Source organism: Porphyromonas sp. COT-290 OH3588, assembly GCF_000769075.1.
GTDB lineage: Bacteria > Bacteroidota > Bacteroidia > Bacteroidales > Porphyromonadaceae > Porphyromonas.
On sequence record NZ_JRFC01000003.1, the window covers coordinates 199,738 to 224,638 of the forward strand.

Annotated in this window: 12 protein-coding genes; 7 read left to right on the forward strand and 5 right to left on the reverse strand. The window is 50.3% G+C overall.

Translation table 11 applies throughout. From position 1 onward, the window contains the following. Nucleotides 1-42: 42 nt before the first annotated feature. Complete coding sequence (locus HQ48_RS00850; RefSeq protein WP_044231254.1) at nt 43-3,081, reverse strand: PD-(D/E)XK nuclease family protein; 3,039 nt, start codon at nt 3,079-3,081, stop codon at nt 43-45. Nucleotides 3,082-3,840: 759 nt separating this feature from the next. Between HQ48_RS00850 and HQ48_RS00855 the strand changes: the two genes are divergently transcribed. Further along, nucleotides 3,841-4,632, forward strand: a complete 792-nt coding sequence (locus HQ48_RS00855) for a DUF3575 domain-containing protein (protein WP_052408898.1) — start codon at nt 3,841-3,843, stop codon at nt 4,630-4,632. 91 nt (nt 4,633-4,723) lie between these two features. Here the strand turns inward: HQ48_RS00855 and HQ48_RS00860 are convergent, their stop codons facing one another. The 3 genes from HQ48_RS00860 to HQ48_RS00870 are packed head-to-tail and all read right to left on the reverse strand — an operon-like array spanning nt 4,724 to nt 13,614. Further along, nucleotides 4,724-8,692 carry a discoidin domain-containing protein gene (locus HQ48_RS00860; protein WP_081969673.1) on the reverse strand — a complete coding sequence of 1,323 codons (3,969 nt, stop codon included), beginning with the start codon at nt 8,690-8,692 and terminating at the stop codon, nt 4,724-4,726. Between the two features lie 39 nt (nt 8,693-8,731). After that, on the reverse strand, nt 8,732-10,480 hold the full coding sequence (locus tag HQ48_RS00865) for a SusD/RagB family nutrient-binding outer membrane lipoprotein (protein WP_044231255.1): 1,749 nt from the start codon (nt 10,478-10,480) through the stop codon (nt 8,732-8,734). Between the two features lie 17 nt (nt 10,481-10,497). Beyond that, on the reverse strand, nt 10,498-13,614 hold the full coding sequence (locus tag HQ48_RS00870) for a SusC/RagA family TonB-linked outer membrane protein (RefSeq protein WP_052408900.1): 3,117 nt from the start codon (nt 13,612-13,614) through the stop codon (nt 10,498-10,500). A gap of 1,419 nt (nt 13,615-15,033) precedes the next feature. Between HQ48_RS00870 and uvrC the strand changes: the two genes are divergently transcribed. The 5 genes from uvrC (at nt 15,034) to HQ48_RS08935 (ending at nt 20,340) form a co-directional block, all read left to right on the forward strand. Continuing rightward, entirely contained in the window at nt 15,034-16,839 is a 1,806-nt protein-coding gene (gene uvrC, locus HQ48_RS00875) for an excinuclease ABC subunit UvrC (protein WP_044231256.1), read from the forward strand. Between the two features lie 15 nt (nt 16,840-16,854). Then, entirely contained in the window at nt 16,855-17,310 is a 456-nt protein-coding gene (gene dtd / locus HQ48_RS00880) for a D-aminoacyl-tRNA deacylase (RefSeq protein WP_044231257.1), read from the forward strand. A 241-nt stretch (nt 17,311-17,551) separates the two neighbouring features. Then, complete coding sequence (locus HQ48_RS00885; RefSeq protein ID WP_044231258.1) at nt 17,552-18,391, forward strand: metal ABC transporter solute-binding protein, Zn/Mn family; 840 nt, start codon at nt 17,552-17,554, stop codon at nt 18,389-18,391. Then, nucleotides 18,384-19,052 (forward strand): metal ABC transporter ATP-binding protein, encoded by a 669-nt coding sequence (locus HQ48_RS00890; protein WP_081969675.1) that lies wholly within the window; start codon nt 18,384-18,386, stop codon nt 19,050-19,052. Before HQ48_RS00885 ends, HQ48_RS00890 begins: the two co-directional genes overlap by 8 nt. Next, the gene (locus tag HQ48_RS08935) at nt 19,012-20,340 is read left to right on the forward strand and encodes a phosphatase PAP2 family protein (protein WP_081969676.1); all 1,329 of its coding nucleotides are present in this window, start codon (nt 19,012-19,014) and stop codon (nt 20,338-20,340) included. Before HQ48_RS00890 ends, HQ48_RS08935 begins: the two co-directional genes overlap by 41 nt. Here HQ48_RS08935 and HQ48_RS00900 read toward each other — a convergent pair. Further along, on the reverse strand, nt 20,337-20,888 hold the full coding sequence (locus HQ48_RS00900) for a GNAT family N-acetyltransferase (protein ID WP_052408902.1): 552 nt from the start codon (nt 20,886-20,888) through the stop codon (nt 20,337-20,339). The two genes, HQ48_RS08935 and HQ48_RS00900, sit on opposite strands and share 4 nt — an antisense overlap. A 643-nt stretch (nt 20,889-21,531) precedes the next feature. Here HQ48_RS00900 and HQ48_RS00905 point away from each other — a divergent pair. Beyond that, nucleotides 21,532-24,753, forward strand: a complete 3,222-nt coding sequence (locus tag HQ48_RS00905) for a S41 family peptidase (RefSeq protein ID WP_152568278.1) — start codon at nt 21,532-21,534, stop codon at nt 24,751-24,753. Nucleotides 24,754-24,901: the final 148 nt, after the last annotated feature.

Genomic DNA, 24,901 nt, shown 5'->3' on the forward strand with positions numbered 1-24,901 from the left:
GGCTCTACACGGTTGGGGAATCGGTCTATCCGCATGTATGCTCTATCGTCCGCAACTTAGCTGGAAGGGGCAGTACCTGCAATGCTCAAGGTCTTGGCACTGAACGAAGGGCTGCTCTAGATCGAAGACACCACGCAGCAGATCTGTCAAGGTATCTAGATACTCTTGCCGATAGTCGGCATAGTCGGCTATGATGACTGCACCTTTTCGTGAGCCGAAAGTGACGTACGGACTATAGTTTTTGCTCTGTGTTCCCATCTCTTTTAGGCGCATAACCCCCGGCTGTATGGCGTAGCTGGGCATCTTAGGCAGTATGTTGGCCTTATTCTGCCAGAGTAGCTCGCAGTAGAGTAGTGTTTGTAGTACGGCTTTCATCTCCGTCTTGGTCGTGAGCTCCTCCCAAGAGGTGAATTTCGGTTCTTTGTCTTGGCCCGTTTTGTAGTCCAAGACCCGCACACGAGGGATAGGATCATCCTCGCCCTGCACGATGTCCAGTCGGTCTATATCTCCCTTGAAGTTGATTTGCACGCCATTGCCTAGGTCTATTCGAGCCACTAGATGGGCTTCGCTCTCTAGATATGTGATTGGCTCGTGTGTGGCGTCGTAGGCGATGATGCTGCGTGTATAGGTAGCGATCATATCGCAGTATAGCTTGTCTAGGGCAGATGCTTCCTGCTTCCCGTACTTATCCATGTAGAGCTCGGTGACGATGCGGTCTATCTCTGTATTACCCTTCTCGAGTAGACGCTCCAGATGATCCACAGGTATTGGCTTGCCGCCTGTGTAGGGCTTGTAGACCTCCTCCATTGTGGCGTGCAGGATACTCCCAAACTCATTGGACGCCATTAGCTCTTGTGGCTCTTCCTCCTCATAGATCTCGAGGATCGCCTCGTAGTAGAAGCGTAGAGGACAGCTGATGTAGGTAGCCAGACGACTGGCCGAGAGGGCACGTCCGCCCGAGGCTGTGTCGCGAGAGAAGAGGGATAGCCTACGGGCTACCTCGGGCGACTGCTTGGAGATTACGATAGGCTCCGCTGGGGTCCTGCGTGGTGTGGACTGAGCCACACGTCTGTTTATGGGCACGCCATAGAGTAGCTCGAGCTGATGAATGTAGCGACTCTCCTCGCCCTTGCCTCCCATGGCATCATCTTGGCCGTAGATGAGGATTAGCTCCTTGGCCTTGGCGATGGACTGGTAGAAGCGATACGCCTCGGTAGCGTCTTGCCACTGACTCGTAGGCAGGCGATATCCACGCCTCAGGGTCTGAGGGATAAGTGTGGCTTCGTGCCCACTGCGAGGCATTTGTCCCTCTTGTGCCGAGAGGTAGATCAACCTAGGGAAGTGTAGCGCACTGCTCTCTCTAAGCCCCATGACCTGCAATCCTCGCAACGGATCCCCCTCAAAAGGAATGGTTATCCCTCTGACCAAACCCTCCAATAGCCTGATGACAGAGGACAGAGGCATGCTGTCTAGAGCATATTGCTCGGACAAGCCTCTCAGACGATTGACGAGGCGAATGTAGTGGTGTATAAACTCGGCATCGAAAATGCTGATCTCTACTCGCCCATCGTCCTGAGTGACCGCTATATCCTCTGCGTGCTCCCTGCTCTCTGGTAGGCGAGAGCGGTCCATGAGCCCCTGTAGAAATTCTTGTAGATCGCCAAGAAACTGCCCTGCTCTCTCACTCGGGCGTAGCAGTATCTCGACGAGGCGCATGAATTGGCCCTGCTGCTCTGTGCCCTCGTCTTGGGCGCAGAGCTCGGCTTGCTCCATGATCCAGCTGGTCGATATGTGGTAGTTCTTTTGCCTGCGTATGGCGTCCGAGAGCTCAATGAGCTGGGGGTATCTCTCGCCTAGTAGATGTATGCTGAGCAGGGCGATGAGCTGATCGGCTCGGTAGCTACGATGATCATGGGAGGAGAGTAGCAGGCGGATCCAGCGGCTCATCAGCACCGCTACGGGAGTTCGGTTGAGTGGGTAGCCCAGCGTGATGTTCAGATGCTGGTATGCGGTAGGGATAGAGCTCACCGTGGGTAGCAGTAGCTGTTCGCTAGGCAGTATCATAGCCGTCGTGAGCTCGCTGGGGTCGTCGCTTAGTACACCGAGCTCACCCAAGATATGGGGCAGAGCTTTGACCTGCGAGATCGTACTGGCACAGCTGATGACCTCGACTTGCTGTGGCAGATACCGAGCCCCCTGCTCTGCCAGCCAACTACCCTGTACCTGCCCCAGTAGCTCTTTGTTCTTGAGAAGGACCTTACTGGCGAGGTGCTTGCTATCGCTGAGGATATGTACCTGCTCGTCCCAGCAAAACTCGGCGTAACCTCGGCGGCGGAGTGCTCGAAAGAGCTTAAACTCGGCAGGAGTAATGTCGAATAGGCCGACGAAGACGATACGTGTCTGCTCTCCTAGGCCGTCTACCAAATCTACGGCACGCTCTGCTACTTGTCTATATATCCGTCCCTCGTAGCCACAGTCTGTGGCTTCTAGGCGCTCGTTGAAGCGCTGGTAGAGGGGCCATAGGCTCTGCCAGAAGTCTACGAAGCTACGGCGATAGTCTACACGCTCGCCTTCGTCCATAGCCGAGAGGTTCCTAAATCCATTCCAGAAGCTCTCGATGAGCTCGAGCGTGTCGGGCTCCATATAGCTGAAGTCCTCTTGTATCTCTCGGTAGTCGGCTAGGTTGGCATATAGCTCCTTGGCAGAGATGAGGTGCTGGTCTAGCAGGTCAAAGTCTTTGATGATGATATTGCCCCAGTACAAGAAATCCTCGAAGGGCTCTACCTCCTCCGCATTTGCCTCCTCTTGGCGGCAGCGATAGAGCTCGAATAGCAGAGCCGTGCGGTCTAGGACACGTATCTCGGGTAAAAGGCCTTGGACAAACTCCCCCACGGTCTGGCATTTGGGGGCAAACATAGGCGAGGGGGCTATGCGCCCTAGATAGTGCCGGAAGAATAGTAGAGATCGGCGAGAGGGGAAGACGAAGCGGTATTGTAGAGCGTCCGTCTGAGCTAGACTCTGACTGTTCTGTATTAGCCGCTCGCAGTAGTGAGCTGCTACTTGCTCTAGGAAGGGTTTCATCGAGATAGGTGTCCTTATTTATTGTGATACTCAAAGAAAAGGCTTTTTGATCAAATGATGAAATGCTTATCCAAACGAGAGGAGAGGCTCGTATGGCTAGGTATTTTATCGCTCGATCTTCATCTTTTTGGTTAAGGAGTGTAAACGTATTACTGAAGAATTTGAGAGAATAACAAGGATATTGATAAAGGTTGATGGAGCTTTGCCCAAAATGGAAGGACTGATTTTGGGCGATTTATGGGCTAATCCCCTGAGCTGTGCCCACTGATCCCAAAAGATTGATGGGAAGAAATCCTCAAAAAGGCGACACGAAAGCATAAAATTAGCGAGAGATGAATTTTATACATCTGATTATTAGCTGTTTACGAAAGACTCGTTTTAGGCGGTTGTTTTCGTTCGGCTGGGGCGAAGTGTCCAAACGAGCAAGCGCACGATATAGAGCCTTCTAGAGGCCAAATATGAGGTGTAGCCTTTTCGCTTGGTTCTCTAGTCACTCGCCTAGATATATGCTCAAACGTCGCTAGAGATGTAAAAAATTTTCATTGCTATTTGATGCAAATGCTCAGGCAGATATTTGATCTCTTCCGAGCTCCTCATCTGCCTTCGGCTCACGTTTGGGCGAACCTATGGGATAGGTTTAATTGCGTAAGTATGTTAAGATTTATATAGTATTATGAAACAGGTAATTGTATTCATTAATTATCTATCTTAGCAGCCAATTTATAAATCATAGTATCATTCATTTCAAACAAAAAACTCGTGAAGAAATTTTTATCTGTTCTTTGCCTCATTGCTGCAAGTCTAAGTGCTACGGCTCAGACTAGAGCTTTCGATCCCAAAGATGGAGCACTGCTAGATGGTAAGACGATCGTTAAGATGAATCTAACCGGCCTTGCTACACGCAACTTCGGCTTCTATGCCGAGCGTATCCTCGCTAAGCCTCTTAGCTTCCAGCTAGGGGTCAATGTGATGCCTACTGGGGCACTGCCTTTCGTCGGCCTGCTATCCTCTAGATTTCCCGAGGTTGCAGACCTGACCATTGGCTCCAAGTCTATTACACCAGAGCTACGTTTGTATCTAGGTAAGGGCTATGGTAGTGGTTTCTACATTGCCCCCTATATGCGCTACGAGAGCCATACTGTTGCAGGCTTCAATGTCAGTCCAAATCTATCCACAGGATCTGAGCAAGATGAGTATGCTAGACTTGCCAAGCTCAGACTAAGCGGTAACCTCAGCGCCCTCGGTGCAGGTCTACTTATGGGTGTTCAGGGGAAGTTTGGCTCCAAAAAGAATATCGTCCTAGACTGGTCTATCCTTGGTATACATGCAAGTATGGCCAAGCTAACCCTCGAGGGCAAGCTGCCTAGGGAAATTGCAGATCTGACGCAGAAGGAGATGGGCAAGTTTAGGGAAGACTTGCACGATTTGGCTGAGAATCTGCCCGAGCTCAAAGATAAACTCGTGGATATCAATGGTCGTGGCGCCAAGGTTTCGACAGGCTTGCCATTTGGTTTCTTCCGAATGGCTCTCTCGATCGGTTACCGTTTCTAGAGTATTATATCCAGATCCAAATAACTAGGGGCTGTGGCAAAATTCGATTTGCCACAGCCCCTAGTTATTTAAGATGTTTGAAATTAGTTTATTAGCGCACTATAAACCTTAGGCTCTGTACACCATTGGCCGAAGTAAAGGCGATAATGTAGGTGCCTGATGATAGGCTGGCAGTTGGGATATTGATCTTGCCGCCTAGGGTTTCGCTCTGCCAGAGGGTAACGCCGGAGAGGCTCAGTACTCTGATGCTACCTGCATGGTCTAGTTCCAGAGTTGCCTGTTCGCCTTGGTTGAGTAGGGTGGGGTAGAGACGAAGGCTAGAGTCTACAACGCCCTCTAGGCTAGTCTTCTTAATGAAGACAGCTTCTACGGTTACTGGTCCACCAACAGTGAACTTGAGGGTCTTAGTGATATCCTCGCCATTAGCTTTGAGGCTAGAGAGCTTCCAGTCTGCATCTGGTGTTACCTTGACTGTTACCTCTGTGCCCTCTACTACTTGCGTGGGGTCTTGGATACCAACGAACTCAATCTTACCTTGCCCAGTCACATTGCTAGTGATAGCATGGGTTGGAGTTTTGATAGGAGCACCCAGTATCTCGAGCTCAGATATGATAGTATTTGCTTGAGCAGATGTCGTGATGACAACCTTAATATATCTAGCCTTGAGTCCATCCTTGAAGGATACGGCGCTACTGATGCCATCTCCTTCATTAAGCTTTAGCACACGCTTATAGGCACTGTCCTCTTGAGTAGTTTCGGATATCAATACTTCGCAGTTTTGGGGATATTTGGCGAAAATATCACCATCCTTGAGAGCGAACATTTGGAAAGAAGACAGGAAATGCAGAGAGCCTAGGTCATACTTGAACGTTAGATTAAAGTCGGAGAAGCTGATGCCGGGTGTAAACCATACGTTGCTCTTATCGCCATCTGCAAGCACCTTAGGATCTTTGGTTAGTTTGAGATCTGTATCGATGCCTAGATCAAGTAATGCCTGACTGGCTTCCATTGTAACGGATTTCCCTACCAAGATGTTGAAGCGATCTGGGTCGATTACTTTGACCTCAAACTCAGAGTAGATGGTCTGTCCGCCATTGGTAAGCTTAACCTTCACTTTGGAGTTTCCTACTTTCCGACTTGCCTCTAGAGTTAGATTGATGTTATTGTCATCTGCCGTCACTGCTCCTACTACTTTTACTAGATCGTTGTCAACGGTCGCTGAGACTGCAAAGTCCGAGGCACGTTGTTCTCCTCCCAAAGAGTAGGGTATTGATAGAGTACGCTTCTCTGAGAATTTCAGAGATTGATTGGCAATTTGCTCAATTTTTTGTTTGCTTTCGAGACCATAGGCTTCAAATTCCCAAATACGAATGGTAATGGGCTGCTCTTTGTCATACGGCGTGAAGCGTACATAGCGTGCTGTGGTGGGCTTAATCCAAGCGTCCTTCTGGTTCATAGACTGTGGGAGATCTTGCTCATTAAGCACTTCTATCCAATCCGCATTGTTGTTGCTAAGCTCAATCTTGTAGTTGGAGACATTTTCGAACCCTTCGATTGGACGGCAGTCGTAGAACTTGAAGCGATACAGGTTGTAGGGCTTCTTCAGGTCAATAACTACCCAGTGTGAGAAGCTACCGCCAGCACACCATTTTTTGCTAATATCCGATGGAGCCGTGATGCCATCGAGCAGGTTGCGTGGGTGTTCCTTTTCGTTTGTGTAGCCACTCACATTGCTGATTTGTCCGCTTCTTGCCACGTTTTGGAGATTCTTCTCATCGCTGATCTCAACCAAGCCCTCTACGGTCTTAGTCGTAGTACCTGCTTCGTTGCTTACTTTGACAGTGATGGCGTATAGACCAGCTTGGTCAAACTTAAATGTTGCCTTGTTTTCTGTCGCTCTGACGAGCTTTGCTCCCTTGGGTGTTACCCATTCATACTTTTTAGGGAACTTGTTGGCATGAGCTGTAAAGACGATTTGGGAGCCTACAGTGGCGAGTGTTTTGCTTGCAGAGATGCGTACCTCTGGGGCAGTAAGATCTGGATATTTTAGGACTAGAGTAGCCTCCGTGGCAGACTCCTTCATATCTTTGGTTACCGCTCTCACATACACTTTAGCCTCCTTTTCTGATTCGTCTTTACGAGTAAACTTATCAATATAGAAGCCCTCATTACGTGTCTGTCCCACAAGCTTTTTAGACTCTCCTGAGCGTTCGAAGTAAACGTTGTAGTGGTGAATATCATCGCTCTTGGCAGCATCCCAAATTAAACGAATATCCGAGACGGCCTCTTGCAGTTGATTTTGGCTCTTGAGGTTGGTTACGACTCCACTCTTAGGGGTATAATCCTCTGCCTTAATTGAGAGCTGACCGAGCTTGAGGTTGTAGTTATTGATGCTCTTGTGAGGTTTGAAGTTGAGGGATAGCATGCGGAGGTCTTTACCTGCGAGAGCCTTCAGCGATGCTTTGGCAATAGACCAGCCGTTTTGTGTAGGCTCTGTAGTTGTGAACTCAATTGCTTGAGTTTCCTTTCCATTGATATCTGTCGATACAACGAGCTCAAAGATTTTGTCAGTGTCGCCCTTGTAGACTAGCTCTACAACTTCATTGCCCTTGAGGTTAATCTTTGTTTTGTACAAGTGAACTAGATATTCGGCCTTAGCTCTGATTGATCCAGAGACAACAAGGCTACTACCAGAGTTGTAGGCATCATCCCAGTTGAAATCAAGGTGTATGTTGCTTTTTACACCTCCGTTTTTAGGTTCAATCCACCATCTCCAAGTGGGCAGTACGTCCTGCATCCCAACGTGGTACCAGTCTCCTGTGCCACGCTTCTCACCCTGTACGAATCTGTATTTACCGAGACCTGTACCGAAGCTTGTAACGAATGGAAGGGATGTAATGGCGCTGCGCTCTTGGATTCCAGCAGATAGTCCGGGCCAAGAATAACCATTACTACTCCTTGTTTTAGATGGATCAACAGAGTTGTTTACCCAAAATTTGCTTGCATTTTTGAAGACCTCGCTCATGGCCGTGTAAGCTTGAGGTCCCGAAGCCTCTGGGGTACCAAGTAGGCGTTCTACTTTCTTTTTCCAAATCTGCTCTTCTGGGTTAAAGAGTTGGATAGAGCCGACGTGTTCGTTTTGTTTGGCTGGAAAAAGATTGTTGAAGATGGAGCCACCGCCATAGATACCATACGTTGCATTATTGATCCCGTAGTAGACCTTGTCGAAGTATCGATCTGCGCCAAGCTCTTTGACCAAAGATGCTTTATTGGCCGATGCTCTTCCGTCTCCGCCATAGTTGACGAAGTAGGATACTCCGGGATTTCCTTCCCATTTGAGCCAGTTTTTGAGATCATTGCCAATGTAGATGTTAGCATCATAGTACTGTAGCTCCATATCTTTACCTTCGCTTTTGGCTTTGTCTAGGAAAGCTTTCATGAAGCCAGTCCATTGCTCATTGCTAATATGGCGAGAGCTACCTTCGTCGTTGAGCAGCCATCCGTCGAAACCAAGGTCACGAGCGATCTCGTAGAGCTTGATGGCGTAGGGATATGTGCCGTTCTCCATAGTAAACATTTTGTCTGCTTCCTTGGGATTGCCTCCATGCTCTAGCTCGGGGAAGAAGAGTGTGCCAAGGATGCGAACGCCATGTAGGTGTGCGATATCGATCGCTGGGGCAGAGGGAGCCGTGATAAGCCCTTCGCCAGCCGAACCACCCCACCAGACTACGACGTCCATATATTGCCAGTGGTTAGGGTTGTAGCCGATGAAGTTGTTGGCTCCCTGAGCAGGTGTAGTGCTACAGTTGGGGTTCATCGTTAGGCAAGCTGCTACCTTACCTTGATACTTCTGGTCGGCATTGGCTTTGATCCCGTCGTCTTTGATGCGTTTTTGTAAAGGAATAGTACTTCTGTTGAACTTGGCCTCGGGATACTTGTCAATCGACCAGTTCTTGATCCCGTCGGGATGCCAGCATCCTCCAAAAGGTTGCTGGGCTACTGCACTCAGCCCAAGCGTGCAAGACGCCATAAGTACAGGCACAATTTTTCTTAATCGCATAATTTTTTGAATTAAATTAAGGTATAATTGATTGGTGATTTAACGGAAGTTGTTGGGTATGGCTCGCTCATTGGGTGCACCATTGGTGTCGGCGACATCCCACCAAACTCGGTCTCCTTGCTTGGCATCTTTGGGAGCATTCTCATTATTTACTATATCGGAGATAGGATAACTCACTCGTTTGATGAATTTCCCTACGGGGACATCGGCCGATAGATTGTTGAGAGGGTTGCGCAGTCTGGGGTAATCCGTACGGCGATACTCGGCCCACGCCTCATTGCCATTGGGGAAGACTGCTAGCCACTTCTGTGTAATGATCGCCTCGAGCTGAGCCTCTCTATCGCCTCCATCGAAGGGATTGTTCTTGAGGCCTGCGATGTATGCCTCTGTTTTGTCCTCGGGTAGGTGGTAGTAGCGCATAGACTCACGGATACCCTCTAGGTAGAGTTGCTCGGCGCTTCCGCCAGCATTAGCCCAGCCACGTAGGGCAGCCTCGGCTTGAAGGAACTTACACTCGGCATAGCCAAACCAAATAAATTCGCGGCTGTAGCTGAACCAATGTGTGTCGGAGAGCTTCTTCCCTTCCTTATGCATCACACGTAGCACGGAGTATTTGTCGGGCGTTCTGTCCACATTCATATTGCCAATCTCACTGCCTGTAAACTTCATGTTAGGGTTGTCTACCCCTTGGTCTAGGAAGCGCTTGGGCGTTGGTCTAAACCAGCTGATAGGGCAACGTGGATCAATGTCCGCACTTAGATTGTAGTAGGCAAGCTCTAGGTCTTTGCTCATCACAGCGTCTAGATAGCGATAGCTACAGTTGGCGACTTCGTTTTCGCTCCCACTATCGTCATCTCCTCCAAGCTCTACTGGAGCATATTTGGGGACGGTACGCATACGATCTTCTTGGCTTTTCATCAAGCCTGCTGGATGAGCCAGAGCAGCTTCTCCCTCCTTTTTTGCTCTCACTGGGTCTACGTTGCTGATGCGTAGGGCTAGGCGTAGACGAAGTGTATTGGTAAAGCGTTGCCACTTGGCTACATCGCCCTCGAAACATCTGTCATCACGCTTGTCGAAGACGAACCCAGTGCGAGCAGGATCGAGCTGTTTGCTTGCCTCCTCGAGGAGTAGAAAGATTTTATCGTAGACCTCCGACTGAGGCTGATAGGTCGCATGAGTTGGTGCTGGCTGGCACTTAATCATGGGTGTCACGGGGATATCACCGTAAGTATCTGTCATCGTAGAGAGGAGGAAGGCATAGTAGACACGAGCCATATAGAAAGCATTGTGATACTTCTCCTTGTCTATATAGTACGCTACCTTGGCTACAGTCTGGTACTCCGAAGTCCGCTCTTGGTAGAAGTGATTCCAGCGGCGATCGGACCAGTCGGCTGTATAGACATATACGGGTGAATTGGCACTGAAGTTTGGATTGTTGTGTGCAAAGTAGCCTGCGTAGATGTCGTGCGTGAGGTTGGTCGTACGCTGATAGTCATCTACTAGCCCCTGATATGTGAGCGAGCGGAAGCTAGCCCCGATTGTACCCTCGCTCTCTTTGAGTGCTTGCATAGCCTCCTCCGATATTTGCTTGGCAAGGGCAATACTCTGGTAGTCGCCCTCGCTAGGCTCTTCTGGCTCTGGCTGCGGTTTGGGCTCTTCTGGCTTGTGTATGTAAGGAGGGGTTGTAGGGTCGGTATTCAGTTCCCTAAAACCATCGGTGCAAGATATGAGGCCAAGCAGAAGCGAGGCGACAAGGCTAGACGTGATGTATTTACTGATCTGATTCATGAGATTGGCTGTTTGCTTTAGAATTGCACATTGAGAGAGAACCCAAGCGTACGGGTGTAAGGTACAGACGTGAAGTCGATAGCCTGTGAGAACATGCTGATGTCAAATCCTCCCTCTGGGCTAGTACCCGGTGTATGGCTGAGGAGGTAGCCTAGATTGCGCCCTACTACCGATAGTCTAATATCTCTGAGAGGAGTGGATCTGAGCCACTTCTTGGGCAATGAGTAAGAGAGCGAGAGCTCTTTGAAGCGAATAAACGAAGCACTATAGATAAACTCCTCGGCTACTCCGTTTAGACCACCTACGGCTCGGTAGAAACTCTCGGCAGAGATAGCGGTTGTGTTGGGCTGACCAGTTGTTTCGTCTATACCACCGAAAACGAATTCGCCACGCTGCTCTGTGCGCTTGGCCATACCCTTGGCTGCTGCGATAGACTCGGACACAGATACCACTTGTCCGCCGAAGCGAGCATCGAATAGAGCCGAGAGTGATAGCCCCTTATAGGAAAGCGTAGGGCTGATTGAAGCCAAAAAGTCTGGCTGTATGTTGCCGATGACTTTCGGCTTGTCGGTGTCGAATAGGGGAATACCATTGCGTGTAATAACCTGACCAGCTTCATTGCGCTTGTAGGACTTGGTGCCGAGAATGTCGCCGAGGCGTCCGCCCTCGAAGGCTCCCACATCGACTAGTAGGTTGTCCCCTCTGAAGTTGAAGCTCATATACTTGCTCTCTGGGTCGAGCTTGCGTACGATCGTATTGTTGTGCGAGAGGTTAAGGGTCATCGTCCACTCGAAGTCCTTGGTGCGGACGGGTGTGCCGTAGAGCATTAGCTCGAAGCCTGAATTGACGATCTCGCCAGCATTTACCAGCTTCCAGCTATATCCAGAGGAGCGAGGCTGTGGGATACGTGTGATCTGGTTGGTCGTAGTGCTATGATAGTATGTGAAGTCAAAGCCAAGACGATTGTCAAAAAACTTCATATCAAGACCAGCCTCGATAGATGATGAGATCTCGGGTTTGAGGTCTTCGTTGTATTTCTCGCTAGGTGGCGTGAAGACTGGGCCTGATGGCTCCTGCCTCCAAGATCCAGTATTCACAAGGCGGAATGGCTCCGTGTCCTTGCCGACCTGCGCCCATGAGAGGCGAGCCTTGCCGAAGGAGAGCCACGAAGGGCGAGCGTTCTTTTGCTTCATCAGCTCCGAGAATACGAAGCTGAGGTTGGCCGAGGGATAGAAGTATGAGTTGTTGTTGAGCGGTAGGGTAGAGGACCAGTCATTGCGAGCCGTGAGATCGAGAGAGAGGTACTCGTCCCAAGCGAACTGGAATGAGCCGAAAGCCGAGCGAGTCTTCCGTCGGGATAGGCCATTGCCTGCAGCGTTGAAGCCTTGTGCGGAGTTATGGCTCCAGTAGTTGTTGTTGAGCATATTCTTCGATACCCCCATCAGGTAGTGAGTCTTCTGAGACATCTCGCTCACCCCAGCGGTATAGTTGATGCGGATGCGATCGCCGATGTTGTTGTTCCCGAAGAGTATTGCCTCTGCGTTCTGTTCGAAGAAGTTCTCTTCTCTGCTGAGGTACTGTTCATTGGTCTGCTCTACAATCCCGTCTGTACGGTCTTTTTCCTCTATATCGGTGTGGTAGTAGTCGAAAGCATACTTGGTTTGTAGGAAGAGCCAGTCGGTGAAGTTGATCTTGGCTGAGGCGTAGCCGAAGCCACGCCAGCGTTGGTCTTCGTTGTCGCGCTGATTGTTGATGTAGTAAGGGTTGAGATCTTGTGGGAAGGGCCCTACATAGTTGATATGCCTGTGTGTATCGTTCTTGTAGGTCTTGAGGTCATCTAGATTGATGTTGTGCGGCATATAGATGAGTGGGTAGATCTCACCCCCAATTCCGAAGGTAGGTCTATTCATTGCCTGAGAACGAGAAAGTGAAATCTTGGTGTCAAGGCTTAGGTACTTGTTCATCGTCATGCCAGCCTTGAGGTCTAGATTGTTCTTGTTGATCTCTTCCCGAGCGAATAGACCTGTGCTACGCGTATCGCCGAAGGAGATACGGTAGTCCGACTTGTCCGTCACGCCTCCTATGGAGATGTTGTGGGTTTGGGCAAACCCCGTTTGGAAGTAATCTCTGAGCTTATTGCCGTTGAGCCCGTAGGAGCGTTTCTGTCCATTCCAAGCCTCATACTCGTGTCCGTCTAGCTTGGGGCCGAAGCTCTCGGATACACTAGGGTTAAACTGGCCATTGGAGCCCTGCCCGTAGGTGCGTTGTTGCTCCAGAGAGGCTCCGACTTGGCTCCAAGTGAAGTTGCCGTTGTAGGTAACGCCGAATCCCTCGCCCTTATTCCCCTTTTTCGTTGTGATGAGGATTACACCATTACCAGCTCTCGAACCATACAGCGCTGCTGCGTTAGGACCTTTGAGTACAGAGATCGACTCAATATCCTCGGGGTTGATATCTGCGGTTACACCGCCTCTGTCTACACCCCCGAATAGCGAGGCTCCCGAGCTGCTGTTGTCATTGAAAGGGACGCCATCGACGATCCAGAGAGGCTGATTATTGTCTGTGAGAGATGAGTTGCCTCGTAGGGTAATCTTGGTTGATCCGCTTAGTCCCGTACCAGATATGTTCATTTGTAGCCCTGCTACCTTGCCTTGTAGTGCACCGGTGACAGAGGGGTTGCCAGTTTTGTTGAGCTCGCTACTCTTGACGTCTTGGAAGGCATAGCCTAGCATTTTTTTCTCTCGCTTGATGCCTAGTGCCGTCACGACTACCTCATCGATGGTCTGTGTGTCCGACTTCATCACGATTTTCATCACTCCGTCGGTAGCAGTCACCTCCATGGGCGCATAGCCGATGTACGATAGTAGTAGGGTGGGGTTGGGCATTGAGGTGCCGATGCTGAAGTTGCCATCAAGGTCTGTCACTACGCCCTGCGAGGTGCCTTTGATGCGTACATTGACTCCGATAAGTGTTTCCCCTGTTTCATCTACAATCTGTCCACGATAGATCTTGCCTTTGCCCTGCTGCTGTTGTGTTTCTGTCCGTATGCCTTCGCTTGAGTGTAGTGAGATAGGCGCAAGTGCCAAAGACAGTGCTAGGGCTGGGGATAATAATAGCTGTACTTTCTGCTTCATTATTATTTGCCAGAATTAGCTGTTATAGTATTGAATTTATTTAACTGACTACGCTGGTATGTTTTGGGGGGTAGTAGGGTGGTATAGATCGGAGCTTCAGAATTCGTTCAGTATGTTTGCACTATCTGGCGCTTGCTCCGATAGCCTAGATTTTAGTCTTACGCCTTTCCCTAGTATCCATTCTCCGTCATTGATGAGATTTGCTGTTACTTCCTAAGTTGATTTCGTGCCAAAGGTAGACATTTACGCCATATAGCAAGCAAGATCTTCAAAATATTTATTTCCGTTATATATTTGATTGTTAGATTTATATGAAATAAATTAATTAGAAGTATGGGGTTATTTTAGCATTTGGCTAATCTATATTTTAATAGGATTTATTTGTGATAAATAGGTTTTTGTTTATAAATAGCGCTCCTCTTGGGGGTGTGTCTGATCTTTTTGCTTATTTCGGTATTTGCATCTGTTCTTTTATTCACTTTCTTTTGTCTATTGTTCGCTTTTTTGTTTTGTTTATCTTTTCTGAGTCTGAGGCTGTACATAATTATTTAGATGACTCTATTCTGGGGAAGGCTTAGTAAGATGCAATAACGAGGAATGGGGGTAGCTACAAGGTTTTTTGTTTGGATTTTTATTAGTGCCTATAAATCAGCGAGATATAAATATGCTCTAGAATCGATTATCTCGGGTCTTGTGGAGTGAAGTATTAGGCGGTTGATAAAGCCCCGTAAAACGCCTAGAAAGGGCCTTGAGCGAAGTGTGTTGGATTTGGCCGGCTGTCTAAGGGCGTTTTCGGACCTTTGTATTGAGGGATAGCACTCGGTAGCTGGTATTTGTTTCTCTGTTTGATTGGCAAATTGAGCGTTTCATCTTTTCTGTTAATATATGTAGATTTTCTGTGCGTAGGTTTTGGAGTGATCTGGAGGAATTTTCGTGAGCTTGGTTGGTGCTTCTTGAGAATTTGAAGGACTGATTCGTTGAGATTGAAGGATTAATCCTCTTAGATGTGTCCACCAATTTCAAAAGATTGATGGGGAGAAATAGTAAAAGATGACCGCTATTTTGTGGGATTTCTTGCTTCTGTTCTTTTATGTACTTGGTATATAGGGTTTTACTTTCTCTTTATGCTTGGGGAGATCTTTTCGTACAGCTATGTGAGATGCTCAAATGGGTCTGAGTGCTATATGGGGCTTGCTAGGGGGTAAATATGGGGGCTGCGCTTTTGTTCTCTCCTGCGGCTTTGTTTTCCCATCAATATGCTCACAGGTGATCTAAAATATAAATTTTGCCTCTCGGTGGGCTTGCTGTTTTTTGCGGCTTGTTTGTTGCGACGATTATATATGCTTTAGGGGAGAGATACGGGGGGAGTTCGTGGCAAAAGGCTAACTTTGTCGTAGAAGGATATGATCCGCTCGAGTTATGACACTAGACGAAATCAAACAAATACTCCCGACGCTGCCCGAGTCCCCCGGGTGCTACAAGTATCTCGATGACGAGGGTAGGGTGATTTATGTGGGTAAGGCTAAAAATTTGCGCAAGCGAGTCAGTAGTTACTTCCAGAAAGATCTGCCCAATGCCAAGACGAAGCTACTCGTTCGCCAGATTAAGCAGATTGAGTATGTCGTGGTAGAAACCGAGTCCGATGCTCTGATTTTGGAAAATGCACTCATCAAAGAGCATCAGCCTCGCTATAATATCCTTCTTAAAGATGGTAAGACTTATCCCGAGATTATCGTTAAGAATGAGCCTTTCCCTAGGGTTTTGGTGGAGCGTCGTGCCAGTCGAGATGGCTCTCTGCGCTTCGGGCCATATCCGAGTGTGCAGATGGCGCGTGCCACGCTGGCGATGATACAGGATATCTATCCGATACGTACGTGTAGCCTAGATCTCAGTCCACAGAAAATTCTTGATGGGCGATACAAAGAGTGTCTGCAGTATCACATCAAGCGATGCAAGGCTCCTTGTATCGGAGCGCAGGCTCGTGCCGACTATGATGCCAATATTAGAGAGATTGTTAGTTTGCTGCGTGGTGACCTCTCCACGGTTATTGAGCTATATCGGGAGGAGATGTTGCGCTTGGCCGAGGAGCTTCGTTTTGAGGAAGCTCAGGTCTATAAGGAGCGTCTAGAGCACTTGGAGCAGTATCAGGTCAAGCATACTGTGGCGCCGCATCATATACATAATGTAGATGTCTTTAGCTTCGATCGTGATGACCGTAGTATCTATGTTAATTATCTGCACATCTCTCAGGGTATGGTCAATAAGGCGCAGACAGTGGAGTACAAGGCACAGCTAGACGAAACAGATGAGGAGCTACTGGCATCGATGATTCTTGAGCTGCGTAGGCGGTTTGATAGTCGAGCACGTGAGATTATTCTGCCGTTTGTGCTCGACTGGGAGCTCTCTGGTGTAATCATCACGGTGCCACAGCGTGGGGATAAGAAGAGGCTGCTCGAGCTCTCGGAGCGTAATGTGCGTCAGTATCGAGTGGATAAGTATAAGCAAGCCGAGCGGCTCAACCCTGATCAGCGCATGATGCAGACCCTAGGTGAGCTCAAGGAGTTACTCTCGCTCGACCGATTGCCCCTACATATAGAGTGCTTCGACAACTCCAATATACAAGGTAGTAGCCCAGTGGCAGCCTGTATTGTCTTCAGACGTGCTGTGCCGAGTAAGAAGGACTATCGTAAATATCACATTCGCTCTGTCGAGGGTGCGGACGACTACGCCTCCATGCGTGAGGTTGCCTCAAGGCGATACGGCAAGATGCAGCAGGAGGGTGGGGGGATACCCGATTTGATCCTTGTCGATGGAGGTAAGGGGCAGATGGGGGTCGTGCAGGAGGTGCTCCAAGAGTTGGGGTTGGATATTCCGGTGGCGGGCTTGGCTAAGGACGAACGTCACCAAACGAGTGAGTTGCTCTGTGGGTTGTCGATGCGCTCCGTGCCAGTTAGGCATCAGAGCCCAACCTTCCGTTTGTTGGAGCAGATTCAATCGGAGGTACACCGCTTTGCGATCAGCTTCCACCGAGATGTGAGGAGTAGGGGGCAGGTGGCATCAAAGCTGGATTACGTTCGGGGGATTGGGCCTAAGACTAAGGACCAGCTTTTGGCTTCGTTTAAGAGTGTCAAACGCCTATCGGAGGCCTCGGAGAGTGAGCTTGCGCTGATTGTGGGGGCTAAGAAAGCTCGGCTGATCTATGAGGCGTTGCACGTGGAACAATGAATAATCGATTGATATATGAGGATTGTCGTACAGAGATGCTCCAAGGCGGAGCTACATATTGACGGAGAGTTGAGGTCTAGTATTGGTCTTGGTTTAGTTGTCTTGGTTGGGATAGAGGATAGGGACACGGGCGAGGATGTTTGTTATTTGGCGAAGAAAATAGCTGCCCTGCGGGTCTTCGATGATGAGGAGGGGGTGATGAATCGGAGTGTCGTCGAGGTTGGTGGAGATATTCTGCTGGTTAGCCAATTTACTTTGATGGCTTCAACAAAGAAGGGCAATCGCCCTAGCTACATCAAGGCTTCTCGTCCAGAAGTTGCAGTGCCTCTATACGAGGCGCTCGGGAGAGAGGTTGAGGGTTTGCTCTCTCGGGCTATTTCATATGGTGTCTTTGGAGCGGATATGCAGGTCGGGTTGGTAAACGATGGCCCTGTTACGATTATTATGGATAGTCACGACCGAGAGTTTTAGTCTGCCTATGGGGTGTCATTGAGGGGAGAGTTGAGTCTTGGGGCTTGATCCTCCCTTTTTTTGTTGTGAGGCTTGATGGGCGGGGGTGTGTTTCTTGGAGGCTTTAGGCGCGTTCCACGTGAAACGTAGCTCTGTGTTGTCGCTTCGAGGGTTAGAAAAGGGCTCGCAGTCGGTGGATACTGCTCTATGATTAGTATCTTTGTCCAATATATTACATAATAATAATGGTATGGACGAATCAATGATACGTTATATTACGGTGCTTTTTCTGGGTGCTCTCTTTCTTGGCGGCTGTGTCGGAGGGGGGAGTTATCAGTCCGATAAGTTTAGGTTGGCGGTTACCATTGCCCCTACGGCTAGTCTAGTCGAGGAGATTGCAGGTGATCGGGTAGAGGTTATCACCTTATTGCCTCAGGGTAATACCCCCGAGAGCTATGAGCCTACGCCACGGGATCTGGCTGCATTGGCCAGAGCTTCTGCTTATCTCTATGTAGGAGATCTTGGTTTTGAACGTAGCTGGCTCAGTCGTATAGGGGAGTTGTACCCAGAGCTTAGCTTGATTTCGCTGCGGGGAGCTTGTTTACACGCAGCAGATGAGCATCACCATGATCCGCACTACTGGACGGGCATACGTGGTATTAGGCAGATGTCGGAGCAGGTCTACGAGGCTCTGCGTGGCCTCGATCCTGTCGGCGATAGCGTATATCGGGCAGGTTATCTAGCCTTGCAGGAGCAGATTGTTGCGCTTGAGCAGGAAACCCGGCAGAGGCTCTCCATGGCTCCCTCACGGGCGTTCGTTATTTTTCACCCCTCTCTCTCAGATTTTGCGGAGGAATTTGGCCTGCGTCAGCTTGTCATCGAGCAAGACGGCAAGGAGCCTACCCCCATGCAGCTACAGACGTTGATTCAGACGGCGAGAGAGCTTGGCGTGAGGACTGTGTTTATCCAGAAGGAGTTTGAGGAGAAGTTGGCCAAGAGTGTAGCCGAGGAGTTGGGGGCTAAGCAGGTAGAGATCAATCCGCTTGGCGCAGATTGGGGAGAGCAGCTACGTCTGATTACATCGGCTCTAAGCAATGAATAGGGAGGTATTGCAAGGAGCTAAGGGCGGTTTGCTCTTCTCGTTTGATAGAGCCAGTATTGGCTATCCCGAAACGCCCGTTCTTGATGCTTTCTCTTGGCAGGTCGCTCGGGGAGAGCATTGGGCAATCGTAGGACCAAATGGGGCAGGTAAGACAACTCTGGTCAAGACGCTGCTGGGGCTGCTCCCCATAAGAGGTGGGCAGCTCTCGTACTATGGCTCCGACGACCGTCCTGCTGCTCGGCCAAGTATCGGCTATTTGCCACAGATCAATCGCATTGATAGAGCCTTCCCGATAGATGCCTATGAGGTCGTTGCCTCGGGGCTGCAGGGGACAACGCTTGGGCAGAGTGAGCGAAATGACCGTATCTCGGAGCTGCTTGAGGCGATTGACCTAGTTGAGTATGCTCGTGAACCCATTGGGCGGCTTAGTGGTGGGCAGCTACAGCGCATTTTGCTGGCTCGTGCTTTGGCGGCTCGTCCCGAGCTCCTCGTGCTAGATGAGCCCATGAGCTTCTTGGATAGAAGCTATAAGGAGCTCTTCGGAGGGCTACTCTCCGAGCTCGCTCCCAAGGATAGTACAATACTAATGGTCACACACGATCTTCCCAATACAATAACTGATGAATATCACTGGCAGACGCTTGCTATCGGTCGCTGGTAGCCTTTGGCTAAGCCTTATTTCTCTTGGCGCAGTTGAGGTGATGCCGCAGGTTGGGTCACTCCCTTTGTTGGAGCCTCTTGGCCGGTCTTCCGAGGGGCTTGGGCTCTCAACCCAGATGCTTGCCGATAGTCTACGGTTGAGTCCCTCGGCGCCACATCCGCTCTTGCGCTCTATGGGGCGTGCTCTACCTGCCTTAGCGATAGGTGTCGGCTATAATCTCTACAACCACGAGGTGCGCCACTTGCGTATGGCGCATGTGCCAGCCTTCCACAATCGTTACGACGACTATATGCAGTTCGCGCCTCTTGCCGCCCAAATCGGTATGCGCCTCTGGGGGGGTGAGGGGAGTAGCCACAGTCTAGGTCAGATGGCGCTAGCCGATGTCATAGCCACGGCTTCTATGCTGACTATTGTCTATGCAACCAAAACGACTACTGGGGTGCTTCGGCCCGATGGCTCTAGCCACAATTCTTTCCCCTCGGGGCATACGGCTATGGCTTTTACCTCAGCGACACTACTGCATCAGGAGTATGGCGCACGCTATCCGTGGCTCTCTGTGCTCTCCTATACTGCCGCCTCTGCTACGGGTATAGGGCGTATCCTCAACAATCGACACTGGATTGGTGATGTAGTCATTGGGGCTGCTCTAGGCTATCTAAGTGGGAAGTTCGGTTATTGGCTCTCGGATGTGGTTTATGGTCGTAGGCGGAGCTATGGCGCTCCATACGATGGGTTGATTGAGGGAGCGGATATTAGCTTCTATATACCCCTGAGATATGGGCATAGTACAGATCGATTCTCTCAAGAGGGGCTGACAGCTCGGCACCGTACTACTCAGCTTGGTCTAGGTGCTCGCTGGGGCTATTCGCCTAGGGGGTACTTTGCGGAGGCTGAGTTGGGTGCAGACGTACACGATTGGTCACTTGCTGATGCCGAGGCTGGCAAGGACGTTGGCTTGCGAGCACGAGCCTTGAGCCTGCGCTTGGGCTGGGGGAGAGCTCTGGAGTTGCTGCCCCGTCGGTTGTTTGTCGATGCTGGTGGGTTTGTTGCGTTTAAGGCGCCACAGACGCTCGATGAGCCTATTGGGTATAGCTTAGAGAGTCGTAGAGGTGTTGGGCTAGGGGTTAGCCTCTCGCCACGCTGGCAGTTTGCCGAGCGTATGAGCCTCAGCCTCTATGGCTCCTATCAGTATGCCCCCAAAAGCTGGCGGATTGTGGCTGGCCAGAGGGTGATAGCTCTCTCCGATCCGCTCTGGCGTGTAGGCTCGACGTTGAGCCTGATGCTCTAGTCTATTTCTGCTCGATATACATACCTATATAGATCGGCCTTGATTTGCTCAAGGTCGGATAGGGGGAGGTCTTTGCTACACATTAGATGTAGCGGAACGGCCGCCCCCTCGCTTGTATAGGGCGGTTGGAGGTAGTCGATGGGTTGAATGCTTAGCCCAAGGCGACGATAGAAGCCGATCCGTCGGCTCGCCATATCACTAGCTCCCTTATGCTCGACCTCTAGCACTAGTGTGCGCTCACCACAATACTCAAGTATGCTCTCAATGACCCTAGTCCCTAGGCCTCTGCCTCGGCTCTGCTGGAGCGTGACGAGATGTTCTACGTAGACGACCTTACCCAGTACCCAGAGCGTTGCGAAGCCCAGTGCCTCATCTTGGTCGCAAATGGGCACGAAGCGAAACTCCTCGGCCATAGGGTTAAGGATTTGCTCCCACGGACGCTGTTCGTCTGCGGGGAAGCTCTCTAGATACGCCGAGCGAAGGGTTTCTAGCTCTGCCGAACTGAGTGACGAAGCTGATGCGCCGTTGAAGTCGAAGTTGAGGATCATATATGCAGAATGATGATGTTCCTATACTTAGGAATACTTCAAAGATAGAAAAGGTTTGCCCTCAAAGGTTTAATCACTTTCTACGGATTGAGGCTTCCCTAGCCCATAAATCCGCCCCGATACTCCCTACATCAAGCCACTAAACAGCCAAATTCTGCACAGATAATGATGGAAAACATCAGTTATAGTGCAGAATTTGGCTATTTTATACTACCGACTGACTTTCAGAGCCAGCAAGAGTCTAACGGATTTGAGGAGCTTCTTGTCGTGATCCTTACGTGTAAGTTGCACTTTGCCTAGGGGGAAAATCTGGTGGCGTAGGCAAATAAAGTTGTGCTACTACATAGAAAAACTTATTTCTCTGCCTAGTAAAATTATAAACCAAGCCTTGAGATATATATTTCAAGGTTTGGTTTATATATTTCAAGGTTGGAAATGTATATCTCAAGGCTTGGTTTGTAGTTTTTGTAGGTGCGTTGGCAACTTTTTGTCTATACCGAAATAACTATTTGTCCATACCAGTGCAATTTCTTCTGTGCTATATGCCGAGCTTCGGTAGCTAATTATCCTCGCAGGCTGCAGAGGGAGCCAAAAAGTCTTCCTAGTTTTGTGTACAGATATTTTTAAGTTACAACGAAGCATTATGAATCTAAAGAAACTGATGGTCTGCATCATCGCTTCAAGTGCCTTGGGTACAGCGACGGCAGCCGAGGGGCCACTGTGGCTCCGCTATCCGAGTATCTCGCCCGACGGGACGCAGATTGCTTTCACTTACAAGGGGGATATCTATACCGTGCCAGCCTCTGGAGGCGAGGCTAAGCGACTAACTGCCCACGAGGCCTATGATAGCTGTCCTATTTGGTCGCCCGACGGCAAGCAGATCGCTTTCGTTAGCGATCGTAATAAGCTCGGCGTGAATATCTATCTGATGCATGCACAGGGTGGCCAAGCCCGTCAGCTGACGACCCACTCGGGGACAGAAACGCCCCATTCCTTTACCCCAGACGGCAAGCACATCGTCTTCAAAGCACAAATTCAAGACGATGCCAAGTCTACGCTATTCCCTAGCAAAGGGCGAACAGAACTCTACCAAGTAGCCACGACGGGCGGACGGCCAGAGCTTCTACTCGGTATGCCTGCCGAATATGCAACGGTAACGGCCGAGGGAAAAATACTCTATCACGACCATAAGGGGGCGGAGAACGAATGGCGCAAGCACCATACCTCCTCGATCGCTAGAGATATTATGGAGTATGACCCCAAGGGGCAGACCTTCCGTCAGCTCACCCACAACGCAGGCGAAGACCGCAATCCAGTCTACAGTGCAGACAAGAAGCATATCTACTACCTAAGTGAGCAGGGGGGTAAGACGATGAATGTCTATCGCCTTGGTCTCTCGTCCACCCAGCCCACGGCATTGACCAACTTCACGGGAGAGCCAGTACGTTTCCTCTCAGCCTCTCGAGAGGACAAACTCTGCTTCGGCTATGCGGGGCAGATCTATACGATGATGCCGGGGCAAGCTCCACAGCTTGTGTCCGTCAGGATCATCAACGATGTTCAGGACACAGAGCTAGCCAGCCTCAAGGCTGGGCGAGAGATCCGAAATACAGAGGTATCGCCAGACGGCAAACTCATCGCTTTCACCTTCCGAGGCGAGGTATTTGTTTCCTCCGCCGATCATAAGACAACTAAGCGCATCACCACCACTCCTGCCGTAGAGCGTGGACTGACTTTCGGCTCGGATAGCCGCTCTCTAGTCTATGCCAGCGCACGTGATGGGCTATTCGATCTCTACAAGGCCGAGATAGTGCGTGAGCAAGATCCAGACTTCGCCAATGCGACTCTGGTTAGGGAAACGAAGCTATTGCCTAGCATCAAGGGAGAGAAGGCCTATCCTAAGTTTTCCCCAGACGGCAGAGAGATCGCTTTCGTCCTCAATAGAAAGGTGCTGGCCGTCTACAACTTCGCCACGGGTAAGCTCCGAGAGCTGACGGACGAGCGTACGATGCACGACGGTACGGGAGCTATCGAGTATGCGTGGTCGCCCGATAGCAAATGGATTGCTCTATCTTACGTAGCTCGTGCGCACGCCCCTTACTATGACGTGGGGATCGTAGCGGCCAATGGCGATAGCCCTGTTCGCAACCTAACGAACAGCGGTTACTTCGCTCACAGCCCCCGTTGGTCTGCCGATGGCAATGCCCTTATCTATCGTACCGATATGTATGGTATGCGCAACCATGCCTCTTGGGGTTCGCTTGCCGACGTTATGATGGTCTTCCTCAACCGTAAGGCTTACGAGCAGTACAAGATGACCGAGGAGGAGCATGAGCTGAATAAGCCCAAAGAAGCGAAAGCTAAAGAAGGGGAGAAAGGCGGAAAAGATAAGCCCAAGGTCAGCACCCCCAATATCGAGATCGAGTGGGACAACATTGAGGACAGACACGTCCGCCTGACCCCGAACTCCTCGGACCTAGGCGATGCTATCCTAAGCCCAGACGGCAAGAAACTCTATTACTTCTCGAGTGTGGAGCAGAAGTATGACCTATGGGTGCATGACTTGCGTAAGAAGACGACCAAACTGCTCAAGAAGATGGACGCTGGGAGCGTTGCTTTCGCCACCGACAAGGAGGGTAAGTCTGTCTTCGTGCTTGGCGATCAGTCGGGCAAGCTCAATCCCAAGGACGATAGCTTCAAGGCCATCAGCCTCTCGGCAGAGCTAGACCTAGATAGGGCAAACGAGCGAGTAGCCATGTTCGACGAAGTGGAGCGTGAGCAGGGGCTTCGCTTCTACCGCAGTGATATGCACGGTGTGGACTGGCCTGCACTCACCAAGTACTACCGCCGCTATCTGCCACACATCAACAACAATCACGACTTCGCCGAGATGCTTAGCGAACTGCTCGGCGAGCTTAACGTGTCGCACACTGGATCGGGTTACCGAGGCTCTTCTGCCGCTAAGCCAACGGCAGAGCTAGGCCTATTCTTCGCCCCCTTTAGAGGTCAGGACGGTCTAGTGGTGGACGAGGTGGTAGCAGGTGGCCCGCTAGACATCTCCGAGTCCCGTATGAAAAAGGGAGATACCCTGCTCTCGATCGACGGCGTGGAGATTAAGGCTGGTATGGACTACTTCCCCCTGCTCAACGGCAAGGCGGGCAAACGTATGCTCATCACCTATCGCTCTGCCGAGGCAGGCAAGACACTTGATCTGATCGTCAAGCCCATCAGCTCGGGAGCCTTGCAGAGGCTGCTCTACAAACGTTGGGTCAAGCAGCGCGCCGAGATCGTAGAGCGACTCTCTGGTGGTCAGCTAGGTTATGTGCATATCCCCTCGATGGGCGACCCTAGCTTCCGAACTGCCTATGCCGACGTGCTCGGACGTTATTACGGACGTAAGGGGATTGTCATCGACATTCGACACAACGGTGGTGGGCGTCTGCACGAGGATATAGAGGTGTTCTTCACGGGTAAGAAATACCTCCAGCAGGAGATCCGAGGCAAGGATTACTGCGAGATGCCTAGCCGACGCTGGAACCATGCCTCCATTATGCTGGTCTGCGAGGATGACTACAGCAATGCCCACGGCACACCTTGGGTCTATCAGAAGCTGAAGATTGGTAAGGTCGTAGGTATGCCAGTACCCGGCACGATGACGAGTGTGAACTGGGTGACCCTGCAAGACCCAAGCCTCTACTTCGGTATCCCTGCCGTAGGCTATCGTACTGCCGAGGGAGATTATCTCGAGAATAAGCAGCTCGAACCCGATGTACGCATTCCGCTCGATCCGAAAAAGGCACTAGAGGGTACGGACACTCAGCTAGAAGCTGCCGTACATATCCTGCTTGAGGACCTCAAAGGGTAGCGAGCGCATCTCGAGAATCCGTAGAGCATAAAGCTCTTCGATATTCCCTAAAGAGCATTGTGGGTGAAATGAATTGCGATCTACAATGCTCTACGAAGGCCAAGTCCGAATATAAGCTCGGACTTGGCTTTCGTATTTAGTAGATGTT

What these genes read in the sequence shown, in the direction of transcription:
- HQ48_RS00865 (WP_044231255.1), bottom strand. Translation starts at nt 10,480, where the DNA reads ATGAATCAGATCAGTAAATACATCACGTCTAGCCTTGTCGCCTCGCTT.
- HQ48_RS08935 (WP_081969676.1), top strand. Translation starts at nt 19,012, where the DNA reads ATGAATATCACTGGCAGACGCTTGCTATCGGTCGCTGGTAGCCTTTGG.
- HQ48_RS00870 (WP_052408900.1), bottom strand. Translation starts at nt 13,614, where the DNA reads ATGAAGCAGAAAGTACAGCTATTATTATCCCCAGCCCTAGCACTGTCT.
- dtd (WP_044231257.1), top strand. Translation starts at nt 16,855, where the DNA reads ATGAGGATTGTCGTACAGAGATGCTCCAAGGCGGAGCTACATATTGAC.
- HQ48_RS00860 (WP_081969673.1), bottom strand. Translation starts at nt 8,692, where the DNA reads ATGCGATTAAGAAAAATTGTGCCTGTACTTATGGCGTCTTGCACGCTT.
- HQ48_RS00890 (WP_081969675.1), top strand. Translation starts at nt 18,384, where the DNA reads ATGAATAGGGAGGTATTGCAAGGAGCTAAGGGCGGTTTGCTCTTCTCG.
- HQ48_RS00885 (WP_044231258.1), top strand. Translation starts at nt 17,552, where the DNA reads ATGATACGTTATATTACGGTGCTTTTTCTGGGTGCTCTCTTTCTTGGC.
- HQ48_RS00900 (WP_052408902.1), bottom strand. Translation starts at nt 20,888, where the DNA reads ATGATCCTCAACTTCGACTTCAACGGCGCATCAGCTTCGTCACTCAGT.
- uvrC (WP_044231256.1), top strand. Translation starts at nt 15,034, where the DNA reads ATGACACTAGACGAAATCAAACAAATACTCCCGACGCTGCCCGAGTCC.
- HQ48_RS00850 (WP_044231254.1), bottom strand. Translation starts at nt 3,081, where the DNA reads ATGAAACCCTTCCTAGAGCAAGTAGCAGCTCACTACTGCGAGCGGCTA.
- HQ48_RS00905 (WP_152568278.1), top strand. Translation starts at nt 21,532, where the DNA reads ATGAATCTAAAGAAACTGATGGTCTGCATCATCGCTTCAAGTGCCTTG.